Annotated in this window: 14 protein-coding genes; 9 read left to right on the top strand and 5 right to left on the bottom strand. The window is 60.2% G+C overall.

Annotated features, from left to right (window positions below):
- Positions 1–28: 28 nt before the first annotated feature.
- From AC13RE_RS03770 to AC13RE_RS03780, 3 genes are read left to right on the top strand one after another with little or no spacing between them, the layout of a single operon-like run.
- A complete protein-coding gene (locus AC13RE_RS03770) occupies positions 29–700 on the top strand; it encodes an amino acid ABC transporter permease (RefSeq protein WP_488561999.1) in 672 nt (223 codons plus the stop codon).
- The gene (locus AC13RE_RS03775) at positions 697–1356 is read left to right on the top strand and encodes an amino acid ABC transporter permease (RefSeq protein WP_112605307.1); all 660 of its coding nucleotides are present in this window, start codon (positions 697–699) and stop codon (positions 1354–1356) included. Before AC13RE_RS03770 ends, AC13RE_RS03775 begins: the two co-directional genes overlap by 4 nt.
- The gene (locus tag AC13RE_RS03780; RefSeq protein ID WP_015340305.1) at positions 1334–2059 is read left to right on the top strand and encodes an amino acid ABC transporter ATP-binding protein; all 726 of its coding nucleotides are present in this window, start codon (positions 1334–1336) and stop codon (positions 2057–2059) included. The genes AC13RE_RS03775 and AC13RE_RS03780 overlap by 23 nt, the downstream gene beginning before the upstream one ends.
- Positions 2060–2075: 16 nt before the next feature.
- Here AC13RE_RS03780 and AC13RE_RS03785 read toward each other — a convergent pair whose 3' ends face one another.
- A complete protein-coding gene (locus tag AC13RE_RS03785) occupies positions 2076–2963 on the bottom strand; it encodes an AraC family transcriptional regulator (protein ID WP_488562000.1) in 888 nt (295 codons plus the stop codon).
- Between the two features lie 14 nt (positions 2964–2977).
- Here AC13RE_RS03785 and AC13RE_RS03790 point away from each other — a divergent pair, with 14 nt between their 5' ends.
- Complete coding sequence (locus AC13RE_RS03790; RefSeq protein WP_112334527.1) at positions 2978–3385, top strand: DUF2000 family protein; 408 nt, start codon at positions 2978–2980, stop codon at positions 3383–3385.
- 56 nt (positions 3386–3441) lie between these two features.
- On the opposite strand, the gene AC13RE_RS03795 is transcribed toward AC13RE_RS03790, so the two are convergent.
- Together AC13RE_RS03795 and AC13RE_RS03800 are read right to left on the bottom strand one after the other, a co-directional pair.
- Positions 3442–4110, bottom strand: a complete 669-nt coding sequence (locus AC13RE_RS03795; RefSeq protein ID WP_015340308.1) for a YiaD family glycine zipper/OmpA-like lipoprotein — start codon at positions 4108–4110, stop codon at positions 3442–3444.
- Between the two features lie 247 nt (positions 4111–4357).
- Positions 4358–5332 (bottom strand): flagellin N-terminal helical domain-containing protein, encoded by a 975-nt coding sequence (locus AC13RE_RS03800; RefSeq protein WP_488562535.1) that lies wholly within the window; start codon positions 5330–5332, stop codon positions 4358–4360.
- Between the two features lie 537 nt (positions 5333–5869).
- On the opposite strand from AC13RE_RS03800, the gene AC13RE_RS03805 reads away from it, so the two are divergent.
- Positions 5870–8335, top strand: a complete 2466-nt coding sequence (locus tag AC13RE_RS03805) for an ATP-dependent helicase (protein ID WP_488562001.1) — start codon at positions 5870–5872, stop codon at positions 8333–8335.
- A gap of 322 nt (positions 8336–8657) precedes the next feature.
- On the opposite strand, the gene AC13RE_RS03810 is transcribed toward AC13RE_RS03805, so the two are convergent.
- Positions 8658–9395, bottom strand: coding sequence for an SDR family oxidoreductase (locus AC13RE_RS03810; RefSeq protein ID WP_132716964.1), 738 nt, complete (start codon positions 9393–9395; stop codon positions 8658–8660).
- A gap of 146 nt (positions 9396–9541) precedes the next feature.
- Between AC13RE_RS03810 and AC13RE_RS03815 the strand changes: the two genes are divergently transcribed.
- The 4 genes from AC13RE_RS03815 to AC13RE_RS03830 all read left to right on the top strand — a co-directional run bounded on the left by AC13RE_RS03815 (position 9542) and on the right by AC13RE_RS03830 (position 13622).
- On the top strand, positions 9542–10156 hold the full coding sequence (locus AC13RE_RS03815) for a TetR/AcrR family transcriptional regulator (RefSeq protein ID WP_488562002.1): 615 nt from the start codon (positions 9542–9544) through the stop codon (positions 10154–10156).
- 281 nt (positions 10157–10437) lie between these two features.
- Complete coding sequence (locus AC13RE_RS03820) at positions 10438–11721, top strand: sugar MFS transporter (protein ID WP_488562003.1); 1284 nt, start codon at positions 10438–10440, stop codon at positions 11719–11721.
- A 111-nt stretch (positions 11722–11832) separates the two neighbouring features.
- Positions 11833–12456 carry a bifunctional nicotinamidase/pyrazinamidase gene (gene pncA, locus AC13RE_RS03825; RefSeq protein ID WP_488562004.1) on the top strand — a complete coding sequence of 208 codons (624 nt, stop codon included), beginning with the start codon at positions 11833–11835 and terminating at the stop codon, positions 12454–12456.
- Between the two features lie 80 nt (positions 12457–12536).
- On the top strand, positions 12537–13622 hold the full coding sequence (locus AC13RE_RS03830) for a glycosyltransferase family 4 protein (protein ID WP_488562005.1): 1086 nt from the start codon (positions 12537–12539) through the stop codon (positions 13620–13622).
- A gap of 6 nt (positions 13623–13628) precedes the next feature.
- Here AC13RE_RS03830 and AC13RE_RS03835 read toward each other — a convergent pair whose 3' ends face one another.
- Positions 13629–15014, bottom strand: a complete 1386-nt coding sequence (locus AC13RE_RS03835; protein WP_488562006.1) for a hypothetical protein — start codon at positions 15012–15014, stop codon at positions 13629–13631.
- Positions 15015–15035 lie beyond the last annotated feature (21 nt).

Genomic DNA, 15035 nt, shown 5'->3' on the forward strand with positions numbered 1-15035 from the left:
GTGATCGGTCTCAGCGAGGCTTTCTCCCATGCGCTATCACTTCGATTTCGGCTGGCTTGCCGAATACTATCCCACGCTGATCAAGGGCGTTCTCGTCACGGTGGAGCTGACCCTTATCGGCGCTGTGCTTGGCATTATCCTCGGAATTGCCTGCGCCTGGGCTCGCGCACTTGGCCCGAGCTGGCTCAAACCCTTCGTGGCTGCCTATGTCGAGCTCATCCGCAATACGCCGTTTCTGATCCAGCTCTTCTTCATTTTCTTTGGCCTGCCCGGCATCGGCGTTCAGATGAACGAGATGACGGCCGCCAATCTCGCCATGATCATCAATCTCGGAGCCTATAGCTGCGAGATCATCCGCGCCGGCATACAGGCAACGCCGCGCGGCCAGTTCGAAGCGGGTGCCAGCCTGGCCATGACCCGGTTCGAGACCTTCCGGCATGTCATCCTCGTTCCGTCTCTGCAGCGCATCTGGCCGGCACTGTCCTCTCAGGTCGTCATCGTCATGCTCGGCTCCTCCGTCGTCTCGCAGATCGCCGCCGAGGATCTGACCTTCGCCGCCAACTTCATCCAGTCGCGCTCGTTCCGTGCGTTCGAGGCCTATTTCGTATCCACGGCGATATACCTCGCGCTGGCGGTCCTGCTTCGGCAGGCACTTGCCGCAGTGGGCAAGCTGATCTTTCCACGCAGGGTCCGCCAATGATCCAATTCACCACATGGGATATTCTGCGCGGCCTGCTTCTGGCCGCACGCTGGACGATATTACTATCGCTCGTCTCTTTTGCCGGCGGCGCCATCGTCGGCGCAATCCTGTTGTTCCTTCGCATCGGCAAGGCAAAGGTCGGCCGCGTCGCGGTCAGATATTTCGTCGAGCTGTTCCAGGGCACGCCGCTGCTGATGCAGCTCTTCCTCGCCTTCTTCGGCCTCGGGCTTTTCGGCATCGACGTGCCGGCCTGGCTGGCTGCCGGCGTCGCCCTCACCCTCTGGTCGGCTGCTTTTTTGACCGAAATCTGGCGCGGCTGCGTCGAGGCCGTCGCCAAGGGACAATGGGAAGCATCGGCAAGTCTCGGCATGGGTTATTTGCAGCAGATGCGCTACGTCATCCTGCCCCAAGCGCTGCGCATCGCCGTGCCGCCGACGGTCGGCTTCTCCGTGCAGGTCGTCAAGGGCACGGCCCTGACCTCCATTATCGGCTTCGTAGAGCTATCGAAGGCCGGCACCGTCATCACCAACGCGACCTTTCAGCCATTCACCGTCTACGGCTTTGTCGCGCTTATCTATTTCGCCCTGTGCTGGCCGCTGTCGAAGAGCAGCCAGATCCTGGAGAGGAAGCTCAATGTCGCTCATCGAAATCACTGAAGTCCGCAAGAGCTTCGGCACCAATGAAGTCCTGAAGGGCATCAACCTCGATGTCGAGCCGGGCGAGGTCATCGCTATCATTGGCAAGAGCGGCTCCGGAAAATCGACACTGCTGCGCTGCATCAACGGGCTGGAGACGATCAATGACGGCTCGATTTCCGTGGCCGGTGCACAGCTTTTGCCTGACGACCTGCATCTGAAGGCGCTCCGGCTGAAGGTCGGCATGATCTTTCAGCAGTTCAATCTCTTTCCGCATCTGAGTGCGGGACGCAACGTCATGCTCTCGCAGATGGTCGTCAAGAAGACTGCCAAGGCCGAAGCCGAGGCGATGGCGCGGCGCATGCTCGACCGCGTCGGCCTTGGGCACAAGTTCGACGCCTATCCGGATGAACTCTCAGGCGGCCAGCAGCAGCGCGTCGCCATCGCAAGAGCACTTGCCATGCAGCCGATCGCGCTTCTCTGCGATGAAATCACCTCCGCGCTGGACCCGGAGCTGGTGGCGGAAGTCCTTGCTGTCGTGCGCGAACTGGCCGGCGAAGGCATGACGCTGCTGATGGTGACGCATGAGATGAAATTCGCCAGGGACGTCTGCTCGCGCGTGGTCTTCATGCACCAGGGGCGCGTGCACGAAATCGGACCGCCGGGCGAAGTCTTTGCCAATCCGCAAACACCTGAACTCAAGCAGTTCCTCGGCCTGCATTGAAGGTTGGCAAGCTCGGCTAAGCGGTTCTTTGAACCATAGTGTTCCAGGCACCTGGAGCAATGCCGAACGCCTTCTTGAAATGCCGGGTGAGATGGCTCTGATCGGCAAACCCGGTTGCGGCGGCCACCTCCGCGATCGGCTCTCCCGCGCCGATCATCGCCTTTGCCTGCTGCAGCCGCCGCATCAGCAGGAACCGATGCGGGCTTGTTGCAAACGCGGCGCGGAAATGTCGCGCCAGCGCAAAGCGATCGAGGCCGGTGATGCGCTCAAGCTCCTGCGAGCGCACACCCCGCGTGACATGCGCTTCGAGGTAGTCCCGCGCAGCCTTCACCTGCCCCCAGGCAATGCTACCTAAAGGCCGTTGCGGCAAACGGGCGTGCTGGACAAGCCCGTCGGTCAGCCGCGAGACGAAATCGTCAACGAAGAGCTCATCCAGCTCGCGATCGAGCTCACCAAGCGCCGCCAGCAGCAAGCCGGCGAGACGATTGTCTTCCACCACGGGGTCATCGACGAAAGGCAGGCCGACACGCGCCGCTTCGAGGCATTGAAACAGCACCGATGGCTCCAGATACAGCATTCGGTACACGAGCCCGTCATCGGTCGCGGCCCCGCCGTCATGCAGTTCGTCCGGATGAAGAATGATCACCCGTCCCGGCAGGCTATAGCGCTGTTCGCCGCGATAGCGGAATGTCTGCACGCCGCGCATGGTGACGCCAAGCGCATAGGTATCGTGCCGATGCAGCTCGAAGGCATCGCCGCGAAACTGCGCCTGGATGCGCTCGATACCCGGATAGGCCGGCGCGGACAGGATGCGGTTGGCCTCCGGCGTCACGCACAAACGTTCAAGACCCTCGAAGATCTGTCCGGTTACATCCTCCCGCAATGTCCCATTTCCAGACTGCATGAAAGTGACCATCGATGTTCGATACCAAAATCGCGATCGTTCTGCGAAGCGACCTTCAATCCTGGCAAAAGCTGAATGTAACGGCGTTCCTGTCGACAGGCATAGCCGGGCAGCATCCTGATATCATCGGCGAAGCCTATCGCGATCGCACCGGCAACGTCTACAATGCTTTGTCGATCCAGCCCATCATCGTGCTCTCGGCCGATAAGGAGAGCATTACCGCCATCCACCGCCGCTCGCTGGAGCGTGGCGTCACGTCTTCAATCTTCATCGAGGAAATGTTTTCAACCGGCCATGATGCGGCCAACCGCGCCGTCTTTTCCGAATTCGCGCCTGAGGACGCCAAGGTGGTCGGCATCGCGCTGCGTGCAGACAAGAAAATCGTCGACAAGATCACCAAAGGCGCCAGCATGCACGCGTGATCGGACGCAAAAAAACGGCCGGATGCTGAGACCCGGCCGTTTTTGTCCAGAAAGGCTTAGCCGTTCTGCGTGATCGGTGCGATCTGGATCTCGACGCGGCGGTTCTGCGCGCGACCGGCCTCGGTTGCGTTCGTTGCAACCGGCTGCGATGGACCGAAACCGATGGCCGACATGCGGCGCTGGTCGATACCCTGGCTACCGAGGTAGGACGCAACCGATCCGGCGCGGCGTTCGGACAGATCCTGGTTATGCTGCAGACTGCCAGTCGAATCTGTATGGCCGTTGACGTCGATCAGCGTGCGGTTGAACTTGCGCAGAACGATCGCGACGGAATTCAGCGTCGGGAAGAATTCCGGCTTGATCGCGTCCTGGTCGATATCGAAGGTAATCGCCGACGGCATGTTGAGGATGATGCGGTCGCCGACGCGGGTAACCGAAACGCCGGTGCCCTGCAGCTGCGCACGCAGTTCGGATTCCTGCTGGTCCATGTAGTTGCCGATGCCCGCACCTGCGAGCGCACCGACGCCTGCGCCGATCAGCGCGGCATTGCGGCGCGAGGCCGGCGAATGGCCGATCAGAAGGCCTGCGACAGCGCCGACACCGGCACCGATCGCTGCACCGCCTGCCGTATTGGAAACTTTCTGCTCACCTGTATAGGGATCGGTGGTCGTGCATGCGTTCAAAAAGGCTGCCGCTAGGGCAAGAATGGCAATTCTCTTTATCATGGAATCATCGCTCTCCGGTTCGATGGCCGCAGCAGATATGAAGCATTGCGGCAATATCGTGAAGAGAAATCTATGACGCCCTTATATCTTTGGGATGGAAGCAATTTCCGCAACAATCTTTCAATAATAGACATCAGACGCTGCCTCTGACAGCACCGCGAACACTCCAGCCAAGCGAAAAAACGGCGAAAGCCACCGAGGCAACGAGGATACGCATAACTCTGCCTCTTATGATTTTGGTTGGCTCTCAGAGATTCTGGAAAAGCTGCAAAGCCGTATTGTAGCTGGCATTGGCGATCGAGAGCGATTGCAGCCCGAGCTGCTGCTGAGCCTGCAGCGCCAGAACCTTGCTCGATTGCTGCTCCATATCGGCATCGACAAGCTTCCCGACACCGCTGGTCAAGGAATCGCTCAGATTCTTGGCGAACTCGGTCTGGAGATTGATGCGCGATTCGAGGGAGCCGAAGGCGGACCCGATCGTCTTGAGCTGATTCAACATTCCCGTCACTGTGTTGACCATGTCGGCGATGGCCCCTTTGGTCGTATTCGCATCGAGCGAGATCTCCACCTGGCCGCTCGTATTGCCGTTCTGAGTGCTGACGAGCACATAGTTCCTTGCAGCCCCGGCCTCGGTCGCGAAAGACGTCGACGTCAGCACGCCATATCCGCCGGAGCCGCTCGACTGATCATCGATCAGATAGCGCGCATCGGCCGATGTGATCGGGCCGCTCGTCGAACTCACGCCTGCATAGCTCAACATGCCGATCGAAACCATCCCGTTGCTGCCGCGGATCAGCGAACCCGGCACTTCATGCGGATCGGTAGGATCGGCGCCATCCCGCAGCACGGTCCAGTTGACGCCATTGAAGGTCGCAGACTCTCCGATGCTGCGCAGTTGCTCTTTCAGCTGCGCAATCTCATCATTGAGTTTCGTCTTGTCGACGCTGGTCTCATAGGCGCTAACAAGCTTTGTCCTGATCTCGGTGACGACGTCGATCGCGCTGCCGACACCCGTGGAAGCCGTGCTGACGGTCGAGGCGGCGAGACCGAGCGCATCCTGAACCGACGAAATTGCACCGACGTCAGTATGCGTCAAAGTCGAGATTTTCCAGTACGTAGCATTGTCTCTCGCCGTTTGAACCCGCAGGCCCGACGACATCTGTCGTTCGGCATTACCCAGTTTGGCCTGGGTGTCCCTCAGCACTTCCAGCGCTGTATTCATAGAGGGACTGACCCTGATGAAGGTCGAAAAAATACTCACGGCACATGAACTCCGAACGCAACAATACGCAACACATACAAGAAGACATCGGAACCTTGCCGCGGGCGCTCATGCGCGCGGGCCGATCGCATCGGCAAACAGGAGCCAGGCAAAAACAACACCTGCGCTCCGGCGGTTACATATCCTCATGATTAGCAAACATGCTTAAGAATGCGCTAAGAACAACGCATAATTCACCATAATTATGCGCGGGAATGATAACTGGCTTAGCCCCGACGTGCTCGCGCTATTCCGCGGCGCGACGATTGGCGAGCATCGTTCACGCGGCCGCTGCTTCCCGTGAATCGACTGCTAAACCACAATTTAGGTACAAACAAAGTTGTAATCTTCGGTGAGACAACGACACGTTTTACAGGCTCGTCGGCATGTCCGCTCCGTGATGCAAAACGCGCATCAAGAGCTGCGAATGTGCACTTTTTGTTCTAATTTCGGCCCGTTTCTTTTGCCTTTCGGGGTAGAATCATTACATTGGGCCGCATGACCATTGGACATGACGACATTCCCTTCTTTGACGAGGAGCCGGAGCACACAGCACCGCGCCGTTCCGCGCCGGCTGCCGGCAGCATTGGCGGCGGCATCGCGGCACGCGCCATGGCGGCACGCGACAGCGGCCGCCGGCCGGATTATCTTTCCGGCCTTAATGCCGAGCAGACGGAAGCCGTGGAAACGCTCGACGGGCCTGTTCTGGTGCTTGCCGGCGCAGGCACCGGCAAGACGCGCGTGCTGACGACGCGCATCGCTCATATCCTCTCCACCAACCGCGCCTTCCCCAGCCAGATCCTCGCGGTCACCTTCACCAACAAGGCGGCCCGTGAGATGAAGGAACGCATCGCGCTGCTCGTCGGCGGCGCGGTCGAAGGCATGCCCTGGCTCGGCACCTTCCACTCGATCGGTGTCAAGCTTTTGCGCCGTCATGCCGAGCTGGTGGGCCTCACCTCCAGCTTCACCATTCTCGACACGGACGATGTCATTCGCCTGATCAAGCAACTGATCCAGGCGGAAGGGCTCGACGACAAGCGCTGGCCGGCCAAGCAGTTTGCCGGCATGATCGATACCTGGAAGAACAAGGGCCTCAGCCCCGCTGATATTCCGGAAGGCGACGCGCGCGCCTTCGCCAACGGCAAGGGCCGCGAACTCTATGCCGCCTACCAGAACCGCCTGAAAACGCTGAACGCCTGCGACTTCGGCGATCTCCTGCTGCATCCGATCAATATGTTCCGGCAGAATCCAGATATCCTCAAGGATTATCACCAGCGCTTCCGCTACATCCTGGTCGACGAATATCAGGACACCAACACGGCGCAATATATGTGGCTTCGCCTGCTGGCGCAGCGGCAGAAGGGCGAGCAGCAGAATGTCTGCTGCGTCGGCGACGACGACCAGTCGATCTATGGCTGGCGCGGTGCTGAGGTCGACAACATCCTGCGCTTCGAGAAGGATTTTCCGGGCGCCAAGGTCATCAAGCTCGAGCGCAACTATCGCTCCACCGAACATATTCTCGGCGCTGCCGCGCATCTGATCGCCCATAATGAGGGCCGGCTCGGCAAGACGCTGTTCACCGACCGCTCCGATCCGGACGATATAAAGGTGCAGGTGCATGCCTCCTGGGATTCCGAGGAGGAAGCGCGCGCGATCGGCGAAGAGATCGAGCAGCTGCAGCGCAACAAGCACAATCTCAACGACATCGCCATCCTCGTGCGCGCCTCGTTCCAGATGCGCGAGTTCGAAGACCGCTTCGTCACGCTCGGCCTGAACTATCGCGTCGTCGGCGGCCCGCGTTTCTACGAGCGCCTCGAAATCCGCGATGCCATGGCCTATTTCCGTCTCGTCTGCCAGCCGGCCGACGATCTCGCCTTCGAGCGCATCATCAACACACCGAAGCGCGGCCTCGGTGATACCACGGTTCGCGCCCTGCATGATTATGCCCGTGTGCGCGATATCCCGATGCTGGCGGCAGCGGCCGACATCATCGAGACGGACGAGATGAAGCCGAAGGCGCGCAAGGCGCTGTTCGACGTCGTCCAATCCTTCCGCCGCTGGCAGGGGCTGCTCGAAAACACGCCGCATACCGATCTTGCCGAGCAGATCCTCGAAGAGTCCGGCTATACGGACATGTGGAAGAACGACAAATCGGCGGAAGCGCCGGGGCGCCTGGAAAACCTGAAAGAACTCATCCGCTCCATGGACAGCTTCGAGTCCATGCGCGGCTTCCTCGAACACGTCGCCCTCGTCATGGATGCCGAGCAGAACGAGAATCTCGACGCCGTCTCCATCATGACGCTGCACTCCGCCAAGGGTCTGGAATTCGACACCGTGTTCCTGCCCGGCTGGGAAGAAGGCCTGTTTCCACACCAGCGCTCGCTCGACGAAAGCGGTCGCGCCGGGCTGGAGGAAGAGCGCCGCCTCGCCTATGTCGGCATCACCCGCGCCAAGCGCCGCTGCCACATCTGGTTCGTTTCCAACCGCCGCATCCACGGTCTCTGGCAATCCACGATCCCCTCCCGCTTCCTCGACGAACTGCCGGAAATGCATGTTCAGGTCGCCGAAGTCGAACAATCCTATGGCGGATATGGCCGCGGCGGCTACGGCCAGTCACGCTTCGACAAGGCAGATCCCTTCGCCAACACCTATTCCACGCCCGGCTGGAAACGCGCCCAGGCCAACCGCAACGATGCAACCCGCGACAACTGGGGCAGCCGCTCCGGCCACGCCGTCGAGCGCATCGGCTATGGCGAGAGCGGCCCCAAGGTGCGCACCATCGACGGCGAGCTGGTGGCCAAATCCACCTCCGCCGAACCCTCCAAATTCGCCATCGGCGACCGCGTCTTCCACATCAAGTTCGGCAACGGCAACGTCTCGGAAATCGAGGGCAACAAGCTGACCATCGAATTCGACCGCGCGGGGCAGAAAAGGGTGTTGGATGGGTTTGTGGAGCGGGTTTAGCGGTAAAAGGTCGGCCATCTAGTTTGGGACCAGAGGCTGCCTATCGGTGCAACCGCTAAGATAAGAGGCTGATTATGCGGCCTCTTGCCTCCCCCGCGCTCCGTCATCCTCGGGCTTGACCCGAGGATCCACGCACAGGCTTCCCATCAAATTCGTGTTGTCTATTTGAGGCACGAACGAGAGCGCCGCGTTCTGGGCGGCGACAAAGTCGTCTGACACGGCAATCAATTACGCAACAAAGAGGCTTGTGCTTGGATCCTCGGGTCAAGCCCGAGGAGACGATCCTTCTGCCGCAAAGGCTCTTGCGCCGCGCTGCGCCACTTTAGTTGCGCCCGCCATTTGCCCTGATGATCTGTCCGTTGACCCAGCCACTATGCGAGCCGGCCAGAAACGATACGATCTGGGCGATATCCTCCGGCAGCCCGAGGCGCCCGAGCGGGATGTCGTTTATCAGCCGCTGGATCAGCGCCTCGGACCGCCCCTTGAACAGCAATTCGGTCGCGATCGGCCCCGGCGCGACTGCATTGACCGTGACGCCGCGTGGGCCGAGTTCCTTCGCAAGGATATGGGTCATCGCCTCCACCGCCGCTTTGGTCGCCGCGTAAACGCCGTTGCCGGGGGGGTAGTGACCGATAATGCTAGTGGAGAGATTGATGATGCGGCCGCCATCGCGCACCCGCCTCGCCCCTTCTCGCATTCCATTGAAGGTGCCCGTCAGATTGACGGCAACCTGCTGCCGAAAATCCTCATCCAAAACCTCGGCCAGTGGCGAGAATTTGCTGATCCCGGCATTGTTAACGAGCACGTCGACCTTTCCGAACTCCGCTTCGGCGCGATCGAACAATGCGGTCACGGCCGCGGCATCGGCGACATCCGCACGGACCGCAATCGCGCGACCACCCGCCGCGGCGATACCGGCGACAACATCGGCGGCCTCTTCGGAACTCGATGCGTAATTGACGACGATCTGAAAGCCGTCGGCGGCAAGCTGCTTCGCAATGGCGGCGCCGATGCCCTTTGATGCGCCGGTTACGATCGCTGATCTAATTTCGTTGGACATGCGTCAATTCCCTTGTCGTTCGCACAAGCGCTCTCCGCCCTGCCTGGGAACTCAATCCCGGCATGTTCGCTGAAATGCTTGTTTCGTTGGGTCGCGGCCTGTAATATGAGCGATAATTCGCTTTTTGCTACTCGCATTCCAGGAACATGCCCGAAAGTCCGCTCCATAGCCGTCCCGCGCCGAGAAAAGCGCCAAAGCAAGCCCGCTCGCTCGCAACGGTCGAAGCCATCGTGGAGGCTGCGGCTCGCATTTTGGAAGAGCGCGGCCATGAAGCCTTCTCCACCAATGCCGTCGCGGAGAAAGCCGGCGTCAGCGTCGGCTCGCTCTATCAGTATTTTCCACGCAAGGATGCGCTGATCGGAGCCTTGATCCTGCGCGAGACTTCCCGCCTCGTCGCAGAGGCGGAAATTGCCGCCGACAGGCCTACCGGCAGCGAGGCCCTATCGGCGCTCATCCTCCCTTGCGTCGAGCAGCAGCTTCGCCGGCCGGCGCTTGCCCGCTTGCTCGATTTCGAGGAGGCGCGGCTGCCGCTCGATGCCGCCACCGAAGCAGTCAAACGGCGATTCTTCGAGCTCACGCGTGCAACCCTGCTGCGACCGGATTTGCCGCCGCAGGCCGATATAGAAGTGGCAAGCCGCGACGTGGTCGCCATCATCAAGGGAATGGTCGATGCCGCAGGGGACCATGGCGACACGGATAAAAACCAGCTGGCTCTGCGCGTGAAACGCGCCGTTCTCGGCTATTTGCATAGCCTCGACTGACGTCGGCAGCGGCCCCAATCGAAGAGGCCGCCCAAAAGCCGGAAGGCATGGCTAGACATTCCACTCTTGCAAGCGATTGCATTGCAGCATTGCAGAATCCGCATGCCTAGCAAGCTACCAATGATAATCCAATCGATTATATCGATTGAAGCGGCTTCGGGATTCTGCGTTTCCCGCGGGTATCTCGGCAAGCCGCCGCCAGTTCTTCTTTCGGCCCGTTCGGGCTTTTCGTCCGGCTCGAATCTCGAAGCCTGGTAACAACAAAAACCGAGGATAAAAAAGTGGCTGGCTCAGCAACAAGCTCTGCGCCCACCAGCGCGCGTGCATCCGCACACCAAGGCCAGGGCAATTACCAATTCGCGCTTATCGCACTCACCTCACTCTTTTTCATGTGGGGCTTCATCACCTGCCTGAACGATATTCTGGTCCCGCACCTGAAAAGCGTCTTTCAGCTCAATTACACCCAGGCAATGCTCATCCAGCTTTGCTTTTTCGGCGCATACTCCATCATATCGCTGCCTGCCGGCACGCTCGTGAAGCGCATCACCTATAAATGGGGTATCGTTGTCGGCCTCGCGATCGCGGCTGTCGGCTGCGCCCTGTTCATTCCGGCCGCCACCTACCGAATCTACGCCCTTTTCTTGGGCGCGCTTTTCGTGCTCGCCACCGGCATCACGATCCTGCAGGTCGCCGCCAACCCCTATGTCACCGTATTGGGACCGCCGGATACGGCCGCCAGCCGTCTGAACCTGACGCAAGCCTTCAACTCCCTCGGCACGACGATTGCACCTTACTTCGGCGCCATGCTTATCCTGTCCGCCGCGACTGTTGCGGCCGCCAACGCGACGCCGGAGCAGCTCGACGCCATGCGGCTTGCCGAGGCCGGTGCGGTCAAGTTCCCCTACCTGCTTCTTGCCGCCGCGTTCCTGGTGCTTGCTGCCGTCTTTGCCGCATTGAAGCTGCCTGAGGTCGAAGATGAAGAAACCGTCGAGCCGATGCGCGGCGGCGGCTCCGCCTGGCAGTACCGCCATCTCGTGCTCGGCGCTGTCGGCATCTTTGTTTATGTCGGCGCCGAAGTCAGCGTCGGCAGCTTCCTGGTGAACTTCCTGAGCCAGCCCGATATCGCCCATCTCTCCGAGTCCGATGCCGCCCACTACGTCTCCTATTTCTGGGGCGGCGCGATGGTCGGACGCTTCGTCGGCTCGGCAATCATGCGCCACATCGATGATGGCAAGGCACTCGCCTTCAATGCCGCCATTGCGATCATCCTTCTGCTGGTGACGGTGCTGACGACAGGCCACGTCGCCATGTGGTCCGTGCTGGCGATCGGTCTGTTCAACTCGATCATGTTCCCGACGATCTTCAGCCTGGCGCTGCATGGCCTCGGCAAATATACGAGCCAAGGCTCGGGCATTCTTTGCCTTGCCATCGTCGGCGGCGCGATCCTGCCTGTTATCCAGGGCGGCCTTGCCGATACGATCGGCATTCACCTCGCCTTCCTGATGCCGATCATCTGCTACGTCTATATTGCCTTCTATGGCCTCAAAGGCCACAAGCCGGCATAAGCCTTTACAAACCATCGCGCCTCGCCGCCTTCATCGGCGAGGCGCACAGGGCTTGATCCGAAACGCGCAGCTTGGCATCGTGCAGCGCAACAAAATGGAAGGACAGGCCTCATGAAAGCGCTGCTGCTCATCGATATCCAGAACGGCTTCTGCCCTGGCGGCAATCTTCCAGTGCCTGAAGGCGATGAGATCGTGCCCATTGCCAATGAGCTCATAGACAGCGGCAAATACGATCTCATCATCGCGTCACAGGATTGGCATCCAGCCGGTCATGGCAGCTTCGCCTCCTCCCATCCCGGCAAGAAACCCTTTGAAATCGGCATGCTCTCGGGCAAGCCGCAGATGATGTGGCCCGATCACTGCGTCCAGAATACAGAAGACGCCGCGTTCCATCCCGACCTTCATCTGACCTCCGTCGATTTCATCCAGCAGAAGGGCCAGAACCCTGCAGTCGACAGCTATTCCGCCTTCCGCGACAACGATCAGGCAGCCCTGACCGGCCTTGCCGCCTATCTGCGCAACAAAGGCGTCACCGAACTCGATCTTTGCGGCTTGGCGACCGATTACTGCGTGAAATTCTCGGCACTCGATGCCGTTGAAATGCTGCCTGGCGTTACCGTCCGCTTCATCGAGGATGCCAGCCGAGGCATCGATCCCGCCGGCGTCAAATCGGCAATCGACGAGATGCGAGCCCGTGGTGTTGCCGTAATCAGCAGCAAGGATGCGCTTGCGTAAAATCGCGCAAGTCCAGCTAAACCTTCTCTAAACAAAATGATGCAAGCTGTTCCCGATCAATGCAATATCGGGTTTTGCGCGTGCAATCTATCGTCATCAATGGGCGTTTCCTCGGCCAGCCCCTTTCGGGCGTGCAGCGCTTCGCGCGCGAACTGACGCTGGCGCTCGATCGCAAGATTTCCGCAGGCTCCCTGCCAGCCTCTCTGAATGGCGTGCGCTGGCGGCTGGCCGTGCCGCGCAACACGCCCGTCGATCTCAAGCTCTCCGCTATCGAAATCGACGAATTCGGCGCTGGGCCAGGTCACGTTTGGGAGCAGACGTCGCTGCTTTCCCGCTCGCGCGGCAGCCGGCTCATCGGCTTCGGCGGCAGCGGCCCGCTTCTGCATCGCCGCCAGGCCGTCGTCATCCATGACGTGACGATCTTCCGCCATCCGCAGTCCTTTAAACGCAGCTACCGCCTGCTGCATGGCGCCCTCGGAACCGTGCTGACGCGCACCGCCAAGATCGGCACCGTCTCGGAATTCTCGCGGCAGGAGCTCGCCTCCGTCTTCCGGGTGCCATCGAGTAGTATCGACGTCGTCTACAATGCCGTCGATCACTATGCCGCCATCGAGCCGGATGAGGCCGTCATGCTGCGACTTGGCCTGAAAACGAACGGCTTCTTCCTGCTTGTGGGAACAATGAAACCCAACAAGAACCTCGATTTCGCCATCCGTGCTTTCGAGGCGCTCAAGGATACCAATCAGAAGCTCGTCGTCGTGGGCGGCTCCGCACCGACCGTGTTCAAATCGGACAGCCAGCAATCGAACGACAGCCTGCTTTTCCCCGGCCGGCTCGCCGACGCGGAAATCGCCGCGCTGGAGCGCCATGCCACGGCTTTCGTTTTTCCGAGCCTCTACGAAGGTTTCGGCATCCCGCCATTGGAAGCAATGACTCAAGGCTGCCCGGTGCTTGCGGCCGATATTCCTGCGGTGCGCGAGGCGTCGGGCGATGCCGCACTCTACTTCGATCCATTCCGACAGGACGAGCTCCTCGATGCCATGCGCAGGATCGTGACGGATGAGACGCTCCGCGAAGATCTGCGCCGGCGCGGCTACGAGAACATCAAGCGCTTTTCATGGGACGGCAGCGCAGATCGCGTCCTCTCCATGCTGGAAACGCTTTGAGAGGCTTTATAGCGGAGCTTGCCGCCGGAACATAATGACGAAATAGCTGTAGAGGCCGAGCAGGCAGAAGAGCGCGCCGCCAACCACGCCCCCGGCCACGAATATCCATAGCGAATACCCAAAGCCGATCGTTGCTAGCACCGGCAGGGCGAGCCCTATGGCGGACAGGATAACGGGCGGCCAGACGAAATCGAAGGCAAGGGACATCATCACCTTGACACCGATCACCATGGCACACAGCGCGCCGATCATGCCACCGGCCATAAGCGCAGCATCATCGTAAGAGCCAAGATAGCCGCCGATGATCGTGCCTGCATTCAGCAATACGCAATCCAGTGCCGCGAGCAGAAAGATCGTCAGCAACCGGTGCTGTAGATGCGCAGGGGTGGGCAGCATATTGGCCGTCAGCGCACGGCATGTCGCAAGGCCGATGACAAAGGGGGCGACGGCAAGAAATTCGTTGCGCAAACTCGCGGCAATCACCAGTTGCCCGACCGGTTGCAGCAGGGCAAAAATGCCGGCGGCCGTCATCAGCGTCAGACCGGTCAGCAGCGAATAATATTCTCCGAGCTGCTTGGTAAAGGCGGGCGTCGATCCATCGCGATCATAGGTCGTAACGACATCGGGATATTGAATGGCCTGCAGCGCAGAGACGATCAGGATGAAGGGTCGCTGCAGCAGATCAAGCGCCAGAAGTGCGCCGGCAGCGCCACCCGCTCCCAACATGGCCGTAAGGATGGACTTCAATCCCAGCGGTGTCAGCATGCCGATAACGGAGGCGCTCGCGGCGACGCTGCCATAGACGAAATGCTTTCGTACCAGGGCGCTCTCGAACGAAGCCGCCTCGTGAAGACTGTTGCGGGTCAGAAATGCGGCAAGGAGCCCATAGGCAAGATAGCCGACCATCAGGCCGGCGACGGTCCATGTGAAGGTCGGGGCAACGGCTGCGCCCGCAAGCGTACCGATTGCCAGAATCGTTGCACGCGAACCCTGCAGCCGCGAAAAGACGCGAAATTCCTGACGAAAGCGCAGCATGGTAAGATGCAGGTCGCTGCCACCCTGGAAGATCGCAACCAGGCCGCCAAGCACGGCAATCTCTGCCGAGACCGAAAAAAAGATCGAGACGGAAGCGGCGATCAGGCAGATTGCCGAGCATGCCGCGAATTCTAACGTCAGCGCCTTGCGCTCCAGCGCCTCGCTCCCAAGCCCCTGCCCCGGATAGAAGCGACTGCAGGCAAAGCGAACCCATTCGAAGCAGAGGATCGCCGCAAACTGGCTGATCGAGATGAACAGCGAATAGGCGGCATAATCCGCTGGCGTCAGCAGATGCGCCACAGCGATCAGCAGCCCGAAAGCCACCGCAGCCTGATAGAAATATGCAGCCAATGCCACGATCTTCGCCATGGCTGCAGA

Source organism: Martinezella sp. CNPSo 3959 (genome assembly GCF_057784355.1).